General features: G+C 56.8%; 16 protein-coding genes. 10 read left to right on the forward strand and 6 right to left on the reverse strand.

Translation table 11 applies throughout. The annotated features are described in order from the left end of the window. Positions 1–218: 218 nt before the first annotated feature. Complete coding sequence (locus tag LZG00_12640) at positions 219–1,034, reverse strand: cyclase family protein (protein ID MCF3594845.1); 816 nt, start codon at positions 1,032–1,034, stop codon at positions 219–221. A 227-nt stretch (positions 1,035–1,261) separates the two neighbouring features. Here LZG00_12640 and LZG00_12645 point away from each other — a divergent pair, with 227 nt between their 5' ends. The 10 genes from LZG00_12645 (at position 1,262) to LZG00_12690 (ending at position 12,603) form a co-directional block, all read left to right on the forward strand. After that, entirely contained in the window at positions 1,262–2,338 is a 1,077-nt protein-coding gene (locus tag LZG00_12645; GenBank protein MCF3594846.1) for a hypothetical protein, read from the forward strand. Positions 2,339–2,420: 82 nt separating this feature from the next. After that, positions 2,421–3,569: a hypothetical protein gene (locus LZG00_12650; GenBank protein MCF3594847.1), complete on the forward strand. Its 1,149-nt coding sequence runs from the start codon at positions 2,421–2,423 to the stop codon at positions 3,567–3,569. 75 nt (positions 3,570–3,644) lie between these two features. Continuing rightward, positions 3,645–5,579 (forward strand): ATP-binding protein, encoded by a 1,935-nt coding sequence (locus LZG00_12655; protein ID MCF3594848.1) that lies wholly within the window; start codon positions 3,645–3,647, stop codon positions 5,577–5,579. Positions 5,580–5,712: 133 nt separating this feature from the next. Continuing rightward, a complete protein-coding gene (locus LZG00_12660) occupies positions 5,713–7,059 on the forward strand; it encodes a hypothetical protein (GenBank protein MCF3594849.1) in 1,347 nt (448 codons plus the stop codon). Between the two features lie 4 nt (positions 7,060–7,063). Continuing rightward, positions 7,064–7,339, forward strand: a complete 276-nt coding sequence (locus LZG00_12665) for a hypothetical protein (GenBank protein ID MCF3594850.1) — start codon at positions 7,064–7,066, stop codon at positions 7,337–7,339. Between the two features lie 18 nt (positions 7,340–7,357). Further along, the gene (locus LZG00_12670; GenBank protein MCF3594851.1) at positions 7,358–8,020 is read left to right on the forward strand and encodes a DUF1523 family protein; all 663 of its coding nucleotides are present in this window, start codon (positions 7,358–7,360) and stop codon (positions 8,018–8,020) included. Between the two features lie 286 nt (positions 8,021–8,306). Continuing rightward, on the forward strand, positions 8,307–9,122 hold the full coding sequence (locus LZG00_12675; GenBank protein ID MCF3594852.1) for a class II fructose-bisphosphate aldolase: 816 nt from the start codon (positions 8,307–8,309) through the stop codon (positions 9,120–9,122). Further along, positions 9,119–10,663: an FGGY-family carbohydrate kinase gene (locus LZG00_12680; GenBank protein MCF3594853.1), complete on the forward strand. Its 1,545-nt coding sequence runs from the start codon at positions 9,119–9,121 to the stop codon at positions 10,661–10,663. Before LZG00_12675 ends, LZG00_12680 begins: the two co-directional genes overlap by 4 nt. 18 nt (positions 10,664–10,681) lie before the next feature. After that, positions 10,682–11,821 (forward strand): iron-containing alcohol dehydrogenase, encoded by a 1,140-nt coding sequence (locus LZG00_12685; GenBank protein MCF3594854.1) that lies wholly within the window; start codon positions 10,682–10,684, stop codon positions 11,819–11,821. A 62-nt stretch (positions 11,822–11,883) separates the two neighbouring features. Continuing rightward, positions 11,884–12,603, forward strand: a complete 720-nt coding sequence (locus tag LZG00_12690; GenBank protein MCF3594855.1) for a phosphocholine cytidylyltransferase family protein — start codon at positions 11,884–11,886, stop codon at positions 12,601–12,603. A 172-nt stretch (positions 12,604–12,775) separates the two neighbouring features. On the opposite strand, the gene LZG00_12695 is transcribed toward LZG00_12690, so the two are convergent. The 5 genes from LZG00_12695 to LZG00_12715 form a co-directional block, all read right to left on the reverse strand. Beyond that, on the reverse strand, positions 12,776–13,963 hold the full coding sequence (locus LZG00_12695) for a LicD family protein (GenBank protein MCF3594856.1): 1,188 nt from the start codon (positions 13,961–13,963) through the stop codon (positions 12,776–12,778). 308 nt (positions 13,964–14,271) lie between these two features. Next, entirely contained in the window at positions 14,272–14,670 is a 399-nt protein-coding gene (locus LZG00_12700; GenBank protein MCF3594857.1) for a hypothetical protein, read from the reverse strand. Positions 14,671–14,926: 256 nt separating this feature from the next. Further along, on the reverse strand, positions 14,927–16,150 hold the full coding sequence (locus LZG00_12705) for a glycosyltransferase (GenBank protein MCF3594858.1): 1,224 nt from the start codon (positions 16,148–16,150) through the stop codon (positions 14,927–14,929). Further along, positions 16,147–17,136 carry a glycosyltransferase gene (locus tag LZG00_12710; GenBank protein ID MCF3594859.1) on the reverse strand — a complete coding sequence of 330 codons (990 nt, stop codon included), beginning with the start codon at positions 17,134–17,136 and terminating at the stop codon, positions 16,147–16,149. Before LZG00_12710 ends, LZG00_12705 begins: the two co-directional genes overlap by 4 nt. Further along, positions 17,126–18,427, reverse strand: a complete 1,302-nt coding sequence (locus LZG00_12715) for a hypothetical protein (GenBank protein ID MCF3594860.1) — start codon at positions 18,425–18,427, stop codon at positions 17,126–17,128. The genes LZG00_12710 and LZG00_12715 overlap by 11 nt, the downstream gene beginning before the upstream one ends. Between the last annotated feature and the right edge of the window lie 332 nt (positions 18,428–18,759).

Here is an 18,759-nt window from a genome sequence, read left to right on the forward strand (position 1 = left end):
TTAAAGCTTATCTCGAAACGCTTTAGGGAAACGCTTGCGCAAACGGCATAGGTCGGTGGGTTAACCGTTAACCTTTTTCGCAAAAATCAGGGGGGTGACATGCGGCTGCCATCTTGGCTGACTCGCGGCTGCCGGGGGTGAGCGTCCGGCAGCGTTAATCTTGAGTTAAACGGTGGTAAACACCCGGCCTGCGTCACTCGTGCAGGCCGGGGATGAGTTTACATCAAGGCGATAAGCCGGGCCGGGCCGCCGGTGCCGCCCTTGTGCTTGGGTGCACCGATCACCAGCGTTGCGCCAGAGGCCGGAACCTTGTCGAGATTGGCGATGCATTCGATCCCGAAACGCCCGGTCGGCAGCCATGCGTAATGGGTGGCGAAATCGGGCGACGGCCCGAAATCGAGCGAGAGCGTATCAACCGCGATCGACATCGCGCCGGTTTCTTCCATCAGCAGCTTGACCGCATCGACATGAAAGCCGGGAAAGTGCATCGCCTCGCCGTCAAAACCGCGGAACGCATCGGTATCGACCTTGGGGCCCCAGCCGGAATGCATCGCCACGCAGGCATTGGCCGGGATCTCGCCGTTGGCGCTGACCCATGCCTTGATGTCATCCGGTGTGACCTGGGCATCGGCATTGTCGGCGGCGCGCGCGGCGATGTCGATCACGCAGAGCGGCGCGACCAGTTGATTGATCGGGATTTCATCGACCGAATGACCATCGGCAGAAAAGTGTAGCGGCGCGTCGACATGGGTGCCGGTGTGTTCGTTGACGGTGAATTGCTTGAGGTTGAAGCCATGCTCGGCAAAATTGAACAATTGCTCGTCGCTATATTGCGACTCGCCGAAATAGGTCGGGAATTCGGCCGAATGTGTATGGCTCATATCGACCGGGCCGCCATGGGAGGCGGCGCGGGCCGGAGTACTGACCGCAGTGCCAATGGCGGCGGCGGCCCCGGCCATGGCGGCACCTTTGAAGAGGTCGCGGCGGTTGAGCATTTTGGTTTTGACGGCGTTCATGACGCAGATATCGCACATGGATTTTCTCCTTTTTGGTCCCTGTTGAGAAGATCAGCGTAGCATGGAGAAGTGAGTCGGGGAGAAAATCAGCGCCGTGGTATGGATTTGTTGACCAGCTTTGCCTTTCCCCTTCCCTTTACGCGTCGGGTTTGCGAAACTTTGCGCAAAGTGAGAAAACGGCAGATGTAAATCGGATTAACACTCCCCATATCTGCCTCAGCGTATTATTTGAAAGGGAGTATTGCATGGCGAATTTTGAAGCCCAGGTTGTGGAATCGCAAAAACAGGTGGCCGAGGCGCAAGCCAAGATCTCGGAGTTGACCAGTCGGATCGAGACTGCGCGCCAAAAGATGAAGACCGGCGATGACATTGCCATCGACATTGAAAATGCCACGCTTGAGGACGTGCATGCCCATACCGATTTGATGAACGCCAACATTGCCGAGCTGATCATGGGCCTGGATGATGTAACTTCGGCGTTCTCGCGTGATTTCGACGAGATGCGCACCAAGACGGGCTGGGAGTCTTTCGTTGGCATCTTCTCGAAGGCCAAGGCGGATTCATTGCGTGAAGAACGCATGCGCGGTGCGTCGATTGACGACAAGCTGCAGGATTTGATTTCGAAATCTGACGTGATTACCCGGCTTTTGCAAAACCAGCTTGATGTGTTGAGCACGCAAAAGACGCAGGTCGAGGCCAACCTTGGTGAGACGCTGGACGAGCGTGAGATGACGGTGGGGGCGTTGGAAAGCGTGCGGGCCGAGATTTTGGCGATGGACCCCAAGATCATCGAATTGGAGAACAAGATTTCGGTTGAGCAGGACGCCGCGGCGCGCACCAAGCTGGAAACCGAGCTGGCCGGGTTGAACAGCCGCTATAACGAGTTGGTGCAGGACGAGCAGGTCAAGCTGGCCAAAAGCCAGACGCTTGAGCGGTATATCGAGAAGGGTAAGACCTGGATTGACAGCTTGCAAAATCAGGCGGCGACACAGATGGTTTTGATCAACAAGTTGCAGACGGACACCAAGCAGCGGGTTGTTTTGTATGATGCTTTGACCAAATCATTGAAGACGGCGCAGCAGCAGGATGTGGCACACCGGATCAACGAAATTGGCGTGCAGACCGACAAGGAAGCACAAGCCAGCATGGCAGCCATCGGCACGGCGACCAACCAGCGGATGGCCGACATGATGGAAGCGCATGAGGGGCATATGGTCTTTGCGCGCGAAGTGTTGGAGCAGAAGGCCAAGGCGGATGAACGCTTTGCCCGCCGCTTTGCCGAGATCGTCGAGAAACACGACAAGAACCTTTACGGGGCGTGATGGGAGAAGACAGCAAAGGGCCACGCCCGTGTGTTCTCGGGCGTGAAACAGCCGCTTTGGCGAGCGGTGCAAGGATTGCGCCATGATGGATATCACCGACCGCCGCGATGATATTACGCTGGATCAGGATCATATCGGGCTGAAAGATACCTTTGCGTCGCGTCGGTATTTCAAGAAGTTCGAGACGATCACCGGACATCTGGCGCGGGTGGCCGGGCAGATGCAGGCCGAGGGGCAATTGAGCAAGCGCGAGGTCGAGGTGATGACGCGTTATGTCGTCGCCATCGGTTATACCTTCAAAGCGCTGAGCATGAAATATCTGCTGGTCGGGCGCGACACGGGGCGTTTTTTTGGCGCGCTGGAAATGGACCGGATCGAGAGCGGGTTTCCGGTGTTCAACGAGTTGTTGGTGATGGCCAATGACGCGGCGCAGGCGGCGCGGCATTTGGAGAACATGCCGGGGGTTGCGGCGCTCAAGGAACAGATGGTGCGTTTGATTCTGGGCGAGCGGGAATTGCCGACCAAGCTGCAATATGCGCTGTCTCAGCGGCTCTATTACGAAGAACTGGCCAAGGGTGATTTGTTCTGGGCGAGGAATGATCCGCAGGTGCAATGGATCAGCGGCGAGAGTCCGCGCACGCGTTATATGATCCATTGGGCGGTTTATGACAGCCAGGTGAACCTGCCGACGATTTACCTGATGGAGGTGGAGGATACCGGGCGCACTGCGCTGCCGCTGGATGAGCGGCGCTGGCCCGAGGTGCAGGCGCATCTGATGGCGCAATCGGTGGATGGGCTGAAGCTGGTCACGATTGCGCGCGGGTTTGATGAGGATTTTGACGATCTGCATCCCAAACGACTGCGCCGGTTTCATGTCGGGCCGATGTATTCGAATGCATATACCTTGCAGAATGGGCCGCTGCGCGAGGTGTTGCGCGATGCGCGCGCGCCCGAGGGGCAGGATTGGGCGCTGGCCTGGACGCTTGAGGAATTGGAGAGCGAACGCGTTACCGAAGTGCGTTCAGGGTGGTTTTCGACGGTGGAGCGCCAGATTTTTGCGCTTGATCCGTTTTCGGGGCGCGGCGTGGATACCGGGGCGACACGCACCGAACGGGCGATCATCCTGCCGCAGCGTCCTTATCAGGTGTTGGAAGAAAAGCAGCCGCCGGGATTTTCAAGTGTGCGCAAGTTTGTTGTCAGCCCGCAGGGGCGGGTTTTGAGCTATCGGTAGCGAATTTTCGATGAAAATTCGGATGCCTGCGGCGCGGATATTTTTGGCAAGATGAAGAATGGAATTGTATAAGATATGAGCCGGACAAGTGATTTGATGGAGCTGCGGGAAGAAGATATCCGCAAGCATTATGACGCTGCTGCCGCGATGCTGGAGGGGTTCGACCACACGCCGCGGATTGCCAAGGGGCATGATGCGCCCAAAGAGGAACGTTCGGCCGGGATTGGCACAAGGCGGCGGTTTCGGACCACGACGCCGGGGTTGGTGACACGCAGCACGGCGCGCCCCGAAGGGGTGCAATTGCTGGCGCGGATCGAGGCGGCGGATGGTGATGATCCGTTGGTGTCGCCGACGCAGGCGAGCGTGATGGCGGGGCTGCGCCGCGCCGTGGCAATAGCGCAGGCGGTGGCCGAGAATTATGGCGATGCGACGGGTTTGAGCGATTTGAAGCGCGCGAACCTGGAAGGAGCTTTGCCGCCGGATCGCAAGAATGAGTTTTCCGAGCTTCTGACCGCTGAGGCGCTGATCACGCTGCATGTGTTTGGCAACGCGACGGCGTTTCTGCTGACGCCGCATATGACGGAAGTTTCCGTGGTGGTGGGCGATGTTGAAGAGGTTTTGACCGACAATGGCCAGTTGGCCTTGCATGGCGCGCTGTGGGAGCTGGACCGCGACATTGCCGCGTTGGCCGGGGATGATGCGCGGCTGATTGCCTGCGTCTGTGCGTTTGCCGAGCAGTTGATGGAGAAGGTTGCCCTGCGCGCTCAAAGCGCCGGGCGGCTGGAGCCATTCGCGGGCGCGGCGTGGAAGGTGGAGGCGGATGATTTCGCCATTCGTGGATTCCAACCGGCGCGGGCGGCCAAGGGCAGCACGTTGACCATGACGTTCAAGCAGCCGCATGAGGTGGTGGGCAACCATATCGCCAAGTATCAATCCCTGCGCCTTGCCAAGATGCTGATGGCGTATGATTTTGAGCGACGGTTGAACCCGTTTGCCGAGTTGGGCGGGTTCATTTTTACCTTCATGGGCGATGGGATGCCGGGCACCGGGAAAACCACGCTGATCCAGATGATGGCGGGGTTGATCAAGGGGTATTGCGATACGGCGGGCTATCCGTTTCGCTATCAGAACCTCAGCACCGAGAGCATCGACAGCTATCAGGGGAAATCGGCGCAGAACGCCAAGGCGTTTATCAACAATGTGATTGACCCGAGCGTGATCGGGTTTGGCACGATTGACGATATCGATCAGTTGGCCGGGAAGCGGGGGGACCGGCAGAGTTCGGCGGGCCAGTTGGAGATTACTGCCGTTCTGATGGAGAGTTTTGCCGGGGCAAATACCGTGGTTCGGGGCAATTGCACCTTTGGGATGTTTTCGAATTACCCGGAGAATGTGGACGATGCGTTGCGTCAGCGTGCCGGGGCGCGGTTCCTGGTGGATGGGCCGAAGAGCCGGGAGGATTATATTGATATCCTCGCGCTGTTGATGGGCAAGCATCATGATATTCCGCTTGGGCAGCATGAATTATATGCGGCGCAGGAGATCAAGAAAGCCGTTGCGCGCAGCTTTGAGAGCCACAATCAGCCGCATGAAGAGGGGTTGGTGCGGGTTTATGAGCGGGTTGAGAAGGATATCGGGCGGCTTGATACGATTGCCAAGCTGGGCACATACCTGAAGGGAATTCAGGAGGCCGATGCACGCTTTACCGGTCGCGCGATCAAGAACATCACCGACGCCGTGAAGGTGCGGGCGATGGATTTCGAGCTGCCCGACGAGTGGATGGAAGAGCCGGATCTGTTCTTGTTCAAAGGGTATGAAGAGAAATTGGGGATGATCGAGGAGCTGCGCAAGCCGATCACGGTCGAAATGGTTGTGCAGGAGATCAACCGCTATGCGGATAGCGAGTTCCGCTATGCCGACAAGTCCGACGAGGTGGCGATTGAGAACATGGTGCGCGAGTTTGGGCGTCAGGAAGAGGCGAAGAGAAGGTATTTGGAGGGGAAGGGGTGACGCTTAGAAACGTCCTCAAAGGGAGCTTCCCTGCGGCAACGCCGCGATGCGCCCGACCCGCCCCCATGGGCGGGCGCATTGTGCACCCACCCTCGGGCCGGGCGCATCGCTTTGTGATCGAAGGGCATGACGGATGAAACGCCTCATTGAAAAGGGTCTGATGTTTGGCAACCTCATTGAGGTGGCCTCGCCTGCGTTGATTGAGCGGTATAATCGCGCGCTGGAGCATCTGACCGGCAAGCGGACGGCCTTGAGCGATTTTCATGTTGATATCTCGGGGTATTCCCCGGAGATCGGGCAGGAGCTAGGCGATCATCTCTATCTTAATCAGGCGGGGGTGAACCGGCAGTTTATTCTGTTGACGACCGAGCAGAAAACCGCGCCGCTGCTGAATGCGAAGTTTTCGACCAGCCGGGGGATTTTGCGCCAGTTTATCGAGGAGAATGAGGCGCAGTTGTTTGCGCTGACCGCGCGCGATGCAGTTGGCGGCGAGTTGGTAAACTCGGTCTATGCGGTGGAGGAGCCGGTGCGGCTGTTTGATCTGCGCAAGGTTGTGGTTGAAGCAGATACCACGGAAGGCACCGTGCGCCAGGCGAAAAAGCTGGGTCAGATGGTGGACCGCTTCAAGGAGGAAGAGGACGCCTGGTTTGATGATGTTCTGATCGCAGAAATGATCGGGATGGCCAAGAAAACCGGCGATGTGACACGCAATTCATTGCAGCTTAAGCATATGGAGTTTTCGCAGGAGAATTTCTGGACCGCGCATTTTGGCGGGCTTTACCTGTTTCGCGGGATGGATCACCCGGCGGTGATTTCGAGCGGCGAAAAGGATGAGTTGGGCAAGCTGCCGATCAAGTATACGTTTGATTTGAAAGACCGGAACCAGATTGCCAAGTTCTTTGAATACAACGATCTGGTCGAGCCGATTGTAAAGGTGCGCGGGATAGATGCCGCCGCGATCCTGCGCCAGAAGATGGATTTTATCGTGGTGGATGCCGCACAGGAGGCGGGTGTGAATCTGGCGGGCGCGACGCGGGCGGATATTCGCGCGCTGGCGCGGCGTCATGCAAGCGACCTGCCGGAGGAATTTCGCGGGCTGGCCGAGATGCTCAAATGGGCCGAGGACGGCGGGAAATGGCCGCGTATTACCAGCGATCACCCGGCGTATTTCTATACGCTGAGGGCGGGCAACCACGCGGACCGCGATCTGGTGAATATGCTTCTAAGTGAGTTGGCACCCAAGGACGTGCGCCAGTTGTTCATCTGTCACAAGGAGTTGTTCTACAAGCTCTATGCGACGTGGAGCGAAACCAAGAAGTCATACGTAGCCGACTTTCTCTACCGCGAATATCAAGTGGACAAGTTGGGAACGCGCAAGGCACTGTTCGGCCATGATGCGCCGATGGATGATGACCGGCCCGTGCCGCGCGAAGATCTGATTGAACGGGTCGGGCCGTGGGGCGCGGTGAGGGGGAGGTAAAACGATGGGGTTGATCCGGCTGATTTTCTTTGGCGGCATCGGGCTGACTATTGTGTATTTTCTGATTGCGATTTATTCGCGATCAATCCGGCGAGAGAAGCTGGAAGATCGTTGGGCGGCGGAACATGGCGACAGCGGGGATAGCGCAGAGCGTGCGGCCTTTATCGAGGCGGGCATGGCGAAGTATGATCGGTCGATCCGGCCCAAACTCTTGTTGCTGGTTTTCGTGGTGCCGACAGTGTCGGTGGTGGTGATTCACGTTCTGACGACGTATTACTAATACTAAAAAGGGGGCGATATGCGCCGCATCTGGACTGCACTGAAGATCGTGATCTTTTTGATCATTTTCGCATTCTTGCATTACGTGCTGCCGCAGCATGATGTCGGGCGTGTGACGTCGACCGAGGTAATCAGGTCGGATTTCACCGGGATCAACCGGATTTTCTATGCCCAGGCGGATAGCGGTGCGGCAGAGTTGGCGACGCGTGATTTGCGGCTGATCAACACCGAGATCAAAAAGACCTGGTTTTTGGGGTTCGGGCAGCGCGACAGCACCAAGGTGATGGTCTATCGCAATGAGGATACGGGCTGGATCTGGCCACCCTATTTCAAGTTTGATTCATCGGATTTGCAAGCCGAAGCGAACGCGGCGAGTGTTCAATCAATGGGGCCGGATCAATGGGTGGTGATCACGCATTATGGCTGGCGCAACAAATACCTGACGATTTTTCCCAACGCGATTGGCATCAGGAAGGTTGAGGGGCCGGATGTGACCATAGTCCCATGGTATAATATCTTTTTCTTTGCCTTCGTGATCTTCATTTTCTTCCTTGTCCGTGGGATGTGGCGGCAGTTTCGCGAACGTTCGATTGATCCGGCCTGGGAGGATGTATCGGAAAGCGTGACAGAGCAGCAGGGGCGGGTTTCGCGTTGGCTGGGGACCTGGAAACGCAAGAAATAGGCGGGGGTAGGCCGCAGACCCGCCTAAGTCATTTCGAGATAGACCGTGAATCACGGGTTAGACTCAGAATGATCTAGGGGTTTGTCGGCAACGGCTATCAGAAGCGGCCGGTTGGACGTTCGAGGGCGTTTGACGGGCGGCAAATGGTTGTGAGCCGACGCATTTCCAAGTAGATCAGGTTCACCGGTGTGAATGGGGCTGACGGATTCATCCTTTAGCGGCTCTAAGCAAGTCATGCGAAAGGGAATTTAAGTTGGTGAACATTCGTGATTGCCTGATCTCTGCCATGGATTCTTCCTCCGCCGTAGTTGCCATCAACGCCCCCAGCTTCGACGCTATGGTCGGCATCGCAAAGGCGAGCGCGGAGAGCGGCCTTCCGGCAATCATTCAGGTGTCGGCCCGCATCATCAAGCAGCATGGTGCCCCGGCGGTGTATGCCTGGTATCAGGCGGCGACCAGTATCCATTCTGGACAATGCTTTCTGCACCTTGATCATTGCCACGACGACGACATTCTGCGCGCCTGCATCACTGCGGGCTGGGACATGGTGATGTTTGACGGCTCGGGACTGCCGATTGGGGAAAACTGTGCGCAATCGCGTGAGATTTCGGACTTTGCCCATGCGCATGGGTGCGCCGTTGAGGGCGAGGTCGGACAGATCGGCGGAGAAGAAGACGGCCATGAGGCAACGGCCAACTATGCCCCGGACGCCGACATAGAGGCTCTGTCCAAGGATGGTGGGTTGGATTGCATCGCGGTCGGGTTCGGCAATGTGCATGGTGACTATGCGACCAAGTCCAATCTGCGCTGGGACATCTTCGAAGGCGCAAGGGCGCTTACCGATCTGCCGCTGGTCCTGCATGGTGGCAGCGGCCTTTCAGACGCCGAATTCCTGCGTGCAATCCGTGCCGGAGCCGCAAAGATAAACATCTCGACCGAGTTGAAGAAAGCCTATGTGCGCGCTCTAGCGGACCCGGAACTGCAGAGTCGGATCGCCAGCGATCCTTCGGCCCTGCACACCCGCCTGAGCGAAGAAAGCCGACGGATTGCTTTGTCCTACATGGCGCTCTTCTCCTCCATTTCAAAGGATCCATCATCGTGATTTTGGTCATCAATCTTGGGCTCAAGAGCATCCGCGCTATCCTGTTTTCAGAAGACGGCCAACGTCTGGCCACTGCTGCGCAGCGGGTCAATTCCAGGCTGGTCGGCGACCGTGTCGAACAGGACGCGCTCGAATGGCGCAAAAAGCTTTACGAAGTGGTGCGCCAGGCCATGGATAACACCTACTCAAAGGTTGATATCCGCTATGTGACAGTGTCGTGCTCGGCGAGCTGTCTGGTGTCTGTGGACGAAAATCTGGAGCCTGTGGGCCGGGTTATGATGGTCTCTGACAAGCGTGCTGATGATCAGGGTAAACGTATTTCTGCCGACCCTCTGTTTCAGCGACTGGCGGAAACCTATGGGTATTCGGCGTCGCAGTATAGCCAGATGTCGCGCATGCTATGGCTGAAAGAAAATGACCCCGGTCAGTTTGCTCGTACCCATGCCTTCCTGGCGCCGAACGATTACTTGATCGCCCTACTGACCGGTGGGCAGCTGGTGACAGACAGCCTCAATGCCGAGAAATTCTTTTACGATACCGAGGCCGGGAGCTATCCAGACGATCTTTACGCGAATTATGGTCTGTCGACGGATACCTTGCCACGTTGCGTTGATATCGGCACCAATATCGGCGCGATGTCGGCGGGTGTCGCTGCTGAAATGGGTCTTCCCAATACGCCTGATGTGGTCGTAGGCACCTATGATGCGATTTGTTCGGTCTTTGGTACTGGCGTTAGCGCACCGGGCCAGATCTGTGATGTGTCAGGCACCGTGACATCGGTGCGGATGTATTCTGACACGCCCTTTGTCGACCCCAAGCGTCGCATTATGAGCCAGCATTTCCCCCCCAGTAATGGTTATTTGATAGGTGGTTCGAACAACCTGGGTGGCGGGCTGATTGAATGGGCCAAGACATGTTTCTACAAGGATACGTCAAATCCCTATGAATTGATGCAAACCGAGAGTTCAGGCGGCACGGGCGTTGCGGGTGCGACGCATTCGGGCATCGTGTTTCTGCCCAACCTTTTGGGGGCCCGCGCACCCAGTTGGAATGGCGATGCGCGTGGTGTATTTTTCGGCATCGAGCGGCACCATGATCGTGGCGATATGATGCGCGCGATTTTCGAGGCGATTGGATTTTCGATTCGTGATTTTCTGGAAATTTTCCAAGAAAGCGGCACGAAACCCGAGATGATTACCGCCAGCGGGGGATTGGCCAAGATCACGATTGCCAACGAGATCAAGGCCACTATTTCGGGTCTGCCCTATCATTACATGGATGAGTTTGAGAGTACGAGCCTTGGCGCCGCCATCATCGTGATGTGTGCCGTAGGTATCTTTCCGTCCTACTCTGATGCCTGTCGCCAGATTGTCGTTACGCGCCAGATTTTCCTGCCGCGAGCGCATGACAAGTCCTATTACGAAGACATGTATGGGCTCTATCGCGAGTTAATCGCTGCGGCCGATCCGCTTTTCTTGAAGCGCCGCGAAATCTTGTCACGGCACCGCGGCCAAGCTGCCGAGTTCATTGAAAATCTCTAGGACTTGAAGGAACAGACCATGCCCATTCCAATTGGTACGGCGACCCGAACTCTTTTTGGTGGAGGTGCGCGCCACGAACTGGCTCTGCTTCTGGATAGCGCCCAGGACCCCAGAGCGCTTGTGGTGGCTTCGACCTCATCGCTTGGCCGGCCGATGGTGGCTGAACTGCTGCAATCTATCGAAGCGGTTGCGAAAACCACCATCTGGGATCAGGTCAGCCCAAATCCGCGGACGCAAGACATCGACGCTTGTTTGGTTGCACATGGCGAGCAGACATTCACCCATGTCATCGGCATCGGGGGGGGGAGCGCGCTGGATCAGGCCAAGGCTACGGCCATGGCGTTGCATTGCGATATGGCGATGTCCGAGCTTCTTGCTTTGAAAGGCGGGTTGCCGCAACGCGATAACACGCTGGTGTTGGTGCCCACCACGAGTGGCACCGGAGCGGAACTTAGCTATGGTGCAATCCTGACAAATCAGGAGACCGGCGAAAAGTTGGGGCTGCGCGGGGCCTCTAATGCCGCAGATTATGCCTTCGTTGATCCCGAACTGACCTGGAGCACACCACGAGATGTGTCCATGGTCACCGGTTTCGACGTGCTGACGCATGCTTTGGAAACCTGGCTGTCGACTGCGGCCACGCCTTATACCAAAGACCTGTCACGCGGGGCTATTGCGCGGGTTTTCAAGTGGCTGCCGGTGGTCTTTGAGGATCCCACGCATGTTGAGGCGCGCAGCGAGATGGCCTATGCCAGCATGGTCATGGGGATCAATCTGGCGCTGTCGACCACATGTCTGCCCCACCGGCTGCAATACCCTATCGGGGCCGCCACCGACACCGCCCATGCCGCAGGTCTGGCGGCGATCTATCCAGCATGGATGAACAACGTGTTGCCGCATGCCCAAGAAAAGCTGGAGGAGTGTGCCGATTGGATCGGCCTGCCGCAGGATGGTGACAATCGCGCCGAGGCCTTTGTGGCTGCGGTGAACGGGTTGTTGGCGCAGATTGGCCTGACCCCCAGCCTGTCCGATCTGGGCGTGACTGCGGACATGGTGGCGCGGTTCCCCGGCGAGGTTACCGGCCGTTTGGATACCGACCCCGGATATGGCGGGCCGGACGATATCGAACATATCTACAAAGCCGCCTGGGTTGGCTGACCTTCTCTTCTGCCGGGCCGACAAGGCTCGGCGAACCCCTTTCCAGCAATAAGGATCCCCTCATGAAAGCCGTCATTCTTGCCGCCGGAAAAGGCACCAGAATTCACACCATTACCAATGGGGGGCCTAAGAGCCTGCTGCCGTTGGGCGACAGTACGCTGATTGGTCAATCGCTCAAGATTTTTGCCGATCAGGGCGTGACAGAGGTGATCGTCATGACCGGCTATCGCCGCCGGGACATCGCCGAATATGTCGCCGAACATTGGTCAGGCAAGTCCGAGATCGTGTTTAACCCGCATTTCGACAGCACGAACGTGCTCTATTCGTTTTGGCTGGCGCTGCCCTATCTGGCGGGAGAAGATTTTATCTTTCTTCATGCCGACACCGTGTTTGAGCCCGAAGTCTTTGCCCGCTTGTTAGCACATGATGAAAACGCGGATATGGTCTTTGCCGTGGATAATCACCCGTGCGAAGAAGAAGAGATGAAGGTGCAGGTCACCAATGGCCACATCACGCTCGTGACCAAGCAGATGCCATCCGATAGCGCTGACGGTGAGTTCTTGGGGCTGGCGCGGATTTCCGGACGCCATATCGGAGGCCTGCGCCGTCATGCCGAACTGCTTTTCGAAGAAGGTAACTTTCAGGCATTCTTTGAGCTGGCGGTTCAACGCATGATCGACGAGGGCGGCGTGCGGGTCGAAGTCGCCGATACCTCGGGCCTGAAGTGGCGGGAAGTGGATTTCGTCGAAGACTATGAAGCCGCGCGCGAGATGTTTGGCTAGGGCGTGTTGGGAAAATTCACTTTAAAGCGTTTCGAGATAAACTTGGATCACGAGTTTGTCTCGGAACGCCCACAAGATGGATATGTTGCGCAGCCTTTCCACTTAACCCTGTCTCAGGTTTAAGTAGAAACGCTTTAGCTTGTGCGCCAGCTTTCGCTTTGGGGCGGTATCGTTACTTGTCGTAGAAGTTCTTGTCCGGCGTGCGCCACTCGGGGCCATAATAGCGTGCGATCGCCTTTTCTGATGAGGCGGGCGCTTGGTAGGTCTTGCCGCGAAACTCCAACTCATCCATCGGAAAAATCTCGGACCGGGGGCAGGTGACGGTTTTGTAGCTATAGAGCGTGACGGTCTCGCCGTAGTCCACCCCAAGGAACACGTCGAAAGCGCGCCGACCCAGCGATACGTGCCTGTGGTGCGGATAATTGCCCACGACGCGACCCCCGGCCTCTTTCAGGATATCGGCCATGCGTTGGGTGTAATCGGGGATGGTCGCGTCAGCCATAGCAGGCAGAATGCAGACCGTGTCGATATCATCGTCATGCGGAATCAACTGATTGTCGCGGATCACCCCCAGAAGCGTGCCGAAGAAGATGAACGACGGATAGTTCATGGCATTAAGCTTGCTGAGGAAGCCGTGCACATCGTCTAGATGCGTATCAATCTCGGCCTCGCTCCAGAAGCGGAAGGTACGCATCGCGCCGTGATGGGTCAGCTCGTGGTCTTGTGGATACAGAATTTTGCGATTCAGGCTTTCCTTGAGCATTGCCACTGCGGCGACACCATGATGGCGGCGAAACTGGGTTAGTCGCGAGATCAGATCGGGATTGGGGCGTTTGATATGGCACACTTCCGCGATTGACCAGACTTCCTCGATTATCGCGGCCTCTTTGGTATTGTCGGCGTGAGAATTTTCCGGTCGCGGGCCGCCTTTGGCTGCAATGAAGGCGTCGACTGTGGCATTGCAAAGTGCTTCGATGTCCAGTGATGCCAGAGGCGTGCTGTCCATCTGGAAGAACGGATAACTGCGGTCGCCCGATATGATCGAGACCTCGACCTTGCCCTTGACCGGCATGAAGTGACGAAAGCCGCAATAGGCGCCGCCTTTGCGCGGGAAATGCGTGGTGTTGTTATTTGTCACATCGGCTCGGTCGACATTCATCTCAAGCCGCCGTTCGCCGTTCTCGTCCTTGATCTCAAGAACGGCCGGCACGTTCTCTTTCGACAGGATCCAGCCGGAAATGGAGACCTCATCGCCGTTGAGTATCTGGCCGCTTTTCGGTGAATCAAGCCCGACGATCAGGTTTCCAGGACTCCCGAAATCAGTATTACGCTCAACCTGGACAATTTTCGCAATGTTCACTGGGTCAGTCCTGTTTTCATCTGTTGTTACGCGTATACTCAAAGAGGTCACCTAAAGGCGATGGCTTTTCGAGAAATTTTTGTTGGCTGAAAGTCCTGCTTTGGGATCAGTTGCGCGGGGCAGGCAGGGGGCGGCGGCGCATAAGGGTTGATTTTTTGGTTATCGGCAACGCTGGGTGATTTATGTGGTAACCTTTGGCCGCGCTCTGAACCAAATTCGAGAAATGGCCCCGCGCTTTACCTTGGTTTCACCAGATCCAAGCCAACGCAATGCGGCGCACGCGCGCTCTTAACGCGTCGTTGATCGACCTATCTTTGCCGTCTGAGGGCAGCCCGCAAGCGCCGCACGGGGTAGGTGAGCCGATAGATTGGCGAGGTCTTGATAGCATTGACCCAAGCCTCAAGCTCGGCCAGCTTCTGGGTGACGCGGTTCTTTTCGGCTTGAACCTTTTCGTTCTCGACCATGTATTCGATGAGCTTTTCATGTGTCGCGGAATGGCTCTGACGCTGCTCGCGCAGGTTGGCCTGGGTGATGCGGAGCTCTGCATGGCAGGTTTCCAACTGTCGTTGGATTTGCTGCATCATCTGCAACAGCATGTCCTTCTCAGCCGCTGACGTTGCAACGTGGATTTGGTTTTCGTAGCGAAGCTCTGCCACGGCGCCAGTCAACCGTTCGTTATCGGGTGTTGCAGTGCTTTCAGTGCTCATTGTCGTTCTCTATTCACATCGGCGCTCAGAGCACTGTCACCTGCCCCACGGCCCTGGATTAACGGGTATCGAAGACGATTACAGTTTTGTGTCAAATTTGTCTACTGCGCAGGCCAAGCAAACCTTCTTGTTCGGATCGAAACTGCTAGGACTGGAGAGTGCAGAACAATCGGGAACGGGTATATCAAAGAGAGGGAACCGGGCAGCCTGCTTAACGCACCTGTCGCCGCGGTATTACCACGGCGACGAGGGCGGTCTAGAGAGCTGAAGTGTGGATGGTGCGCAACAGTTCGAGATAACGCTCTGCGATCTGTTTCGGATTGTGATCGTTGCGAATTTCGGTCAGTGCGCGAAGCGCCTGCGAGCGTGAGCGCTCCTCAACGGCCGCAATTGCAGCCCCTACAAAGGCGGCGACGGTGTAGTCCTCGGCCACATGACCAAAGCGGTAGGTGTGAACGAATTCCTCGCAGCCATGGCCCGGCCCCACGATGGGCTTGCAGCCATACGCCCCGGCTTCGATCAGGATGTTGGGCCAGTTGTCCTCGTTCGAGCAGGTCAGCATCAGATCCGATTGTAACAGGATCCTGCTCAGATGTGCGTGGTCGGCGATCCGGCCATGCGCAACGTGTGGCATGTCGACTGTACCCAACAACCCGCGCAGTTGCTCATCAACATGGCCCACGACATCAAGCGTGAATTCGAGGCCAAGAGCGTGTTGCGCGTTTTGGCGCGCCAATTCGGCCAGGCTTTGTATCGCCAGCGCCATCTGTTTGCGCCCTTCGACCAGCGAATCCGCAATCAGCAGGATGCGTATTTTTGTCGACGGCTCGGGCACATCGGGAGGCAACATAGGCTGATATGCGTTGCGCAGCACATGGGCGCGATTTTCGGGTATGATGCCGGTCGCCACGGCCTGATCGCGCAAATATTTGCTGGGGGCCGACAGGTGGACGTTGGGAAAACTGAAAATTTCCTGCTTGATGCCCAGGTTTCGCTGAATCAGCAGCGGGTTGACGTGGGCGGTATCCACTTGCGGACAAGAGACGCAGCCGCTGGCCAGCTTCTTGCAGGTGGCCGGATAGTGACAGCCGCCGGTGATGTAGTGAAAATCGTGCAGCGTAAACAGCAAAGGCGTGCCGCTGGCCGCCACCGAATGCAGTTCTGCCAGGCTGACAAGAAAGGACGCCCAGTGTACGTTCACCAAGTCATAGCCACATAGCAGATCGATCAGCCAGCCGCGGGAGTATCCGGGGTATTCGACGGTAAAATGCGTGTCGCTGATCGTGCGGTTCGACATGCTGGTTTGGGGCGCCACGTCTAATGGTAGCTTGCCACCCATTGCCACGCCGTCGATGAACTCGGCGCTTACATTATTATCGTGATTCAGCGCTTCGCAAAGTCGCATGGCTGCAATTCCCGCACCACCACCCGATGCGCTGGACAGGACGGCAACCCGAGTTTTTTCGGCTGTCGCGTTCATGATGTCTCCGTCGATGCGTCCGTCAGGGCGATGTCCTTGTTCAGCAGAAGCGCCTGATTGGCGGCGACCTCGTCCTGAAGCGCGCGACAGCGCATTGCCCAGAATTCGGCTGAGCCCTCGATCACTGGTTTGGAGTCAACAGACAGGCCCCCGCCATCCAGCGTCTCGCTTGACTCGTTGAAAAGGCTTACCAGAATATCGAGCGTATGGCGCGCCTCGCTGAACCCGCCATGGCGGGCCTGAATAAGTGCCAGTTCGGTAATGGATTCGCCGCGTTTGCCGCGCGTCTTGCATTCTTCGTGATAGACGCTGTACCCGATATCGACTGGAATGTGGTGAAACTTGTATTTGGAGGCCATGCCCAAAAACAGGTCCGCATCCATGGCGTAATGCAGTTCTTCCTTGCATGGCCCTGCGGCATCCCAGGCGGTGCGTGAAAAGAACACGCTGGGTTGTACGAGATGGTGTGTCGCGTAATCCAGCAGGTAAGAGAATTCGAGCTTTTCAGGCGCAAACACAAAATGCCGGATCGGAGTGAAATCTTTTTCGGTCATATAGGCGTTGCCGACCACCACTTCGGTGCCTGGATTGTCGCGGAACGCCCGGCGAACGGCCAAAAGCGCACCCGGCAAGATTATGTCATCCCCGTTGAGCCAGTAGAGGATCGGCTTGGTGGCGCGGGCGAAACCCTTGTTTATGGCATCCGACTGTCCGCTGTCGCGTTCGCTCACGATAACGGCAAAGCTATCTTTGTAGTGTTCAACGATGTCACGGGTGTTGTCGGTGCTGCCACCGTCCATCAGAATAAGTTCTATCCCGTTAAGATCATTGCATAACAGGCTGCGAATGGTCTTCTCAAGAAAGGCCCCCGCGTTATAGATCGGGATCACGACTGACACGCCCGGCAGATCCGGTTCGGACGGTTCGATCACCAGTTTTGCTTCCCAAGGCAAAATCGATTCTTGGGATAAGGGTTCAGGCAGCATGACGAACACTCCTCAAGAGATTGTCGATTTCCGCGATTAGTGCGCGTTCGTAATCGTTTTGACAGGCTAAGCAAAGGTAGTCGTAAAGCCGATCGTTCAGAATGGTGTCAACGCTCAGAAGTTCGCGACCGAAAAGTTGGGCAAATTCGAGACGCGCACTTGCCGGGGCATCAGCCATATTGGTACGTATCTGCGTGACCGCCTCGCTATGGCGGTTGTTGGCTGGGTAAGTGTCGCTTGTGTTGGCGGCAAGGCCCGGTTTGCACATCAACTCAAACAGGATTGCCAGCAAGGTTTCGGCGAAACGATGATGTGTGCTCTGGCTGCGAACAAAAAACTCGGAACTGGAGGAAAAATCGAACTCTGCGCCATGCAGATGTGCTTCCGCCAGGTTGGCCATCAAGTAAAAGTTGTAATTCCATTGCGCCCACGGCAGCATGTCACAGAGGCGTCGACAGATGCGCAACGCCTCTGGTGAGGCGTGCTTGGTCGGGCCGGGCTGGCGGTAATAGGTGGCGCGGATGAGATTGGTATAACCCGTATATCGGTCGCAATCAGACCTGATCTTTTGGGCGAATTCCGCCGCAGCCTGGCCGTAGCTGTCTGACTGAACTGTCCCCAGCTCCTTGAGAACAGGTACATATTGGTGCAGCTCATCCACCTCACCATAAGCCTGAGGATGGCTTTCATGCAGCAAGAGGCCACTGTCCATGATGGCCCCACCTACTTCGCGGCTGCAGATGACTGAACCCATCAGGTAATCCCACCCCGGCACCCCAAAACACATCCGCGCAGCCACCGGTAGCTGGCCCAGGATGGTGTTGATCTTGCGCAGCGCCAAGGGGCTGATCATGAAGATATCCAGCCCCCCGCGATAGGGCCTGCGGCATACGAATTCAGTCGCTTCGACCTTCGAGGTTTCCTCGCGGCAAAGTGCCACGGCCGGTGAATCGGACAAGTAAGCGTTCACAAACCCCGTATCGCGGATGGCCGGGTAGATGTCGGAATTCACCAGAACTATCGGGCTTTGAGGATACATCAGCTGCAAGCGGTTCAGAAGCGGTCTGATCCGCGGAACCGCCTTACCATAGTCCACCGCGCCGGTTTCACGCTTCTTGACGTTCAGGATTGCCTCTTCCGGCAGCCCAGCGGCAGTCAATTCCTTGATTTCGGCTTTGGTATTTATGCTGTGAACATCGAACCCAAGCGCCGTCCACGCCTGAAAGCAGCGCATCTGATGCGTCAGCCGCGAAAACGGGTTTATGGATGTCACAACGACGGGCTTTTGCATGAAATCACCCCAAGAATTGATCGAGGATATATATGATATTGATCAATGTTCTATTCCGGTTAGCGTCCCATTGCATGAAACGTCGGATATCGCAAGTCAAGCCGCTGAATAACGAGGTGTGTCACGCCTACTACAACCAGTTGCCCTGGTTGTAGGCGGGTCCGACGTCAGGCGGCTATCGGTGCTGACTCATACCCTGCTTGCTGGATCGCGGCGCTTACGTCGGCCACGGGCAGCGATGTCTCGATGATCACGTGTGCATGGAGCGTCGAAAGGCTGCGGCCTCTGTGATGGAGGCCGCGCGCGGTTGGTGGGGCGACCCGCAAGACCGC

It is taken from the genome of Rhodobacteraceae bacterium LMO-JJ12, from assembly GCA_021555075.1.
GTDB lineage: Bacteria > Pseudomonadota > Alphaproteobacteria > Rhodobacterales > Rhodobacteraceae > JAKGBX01.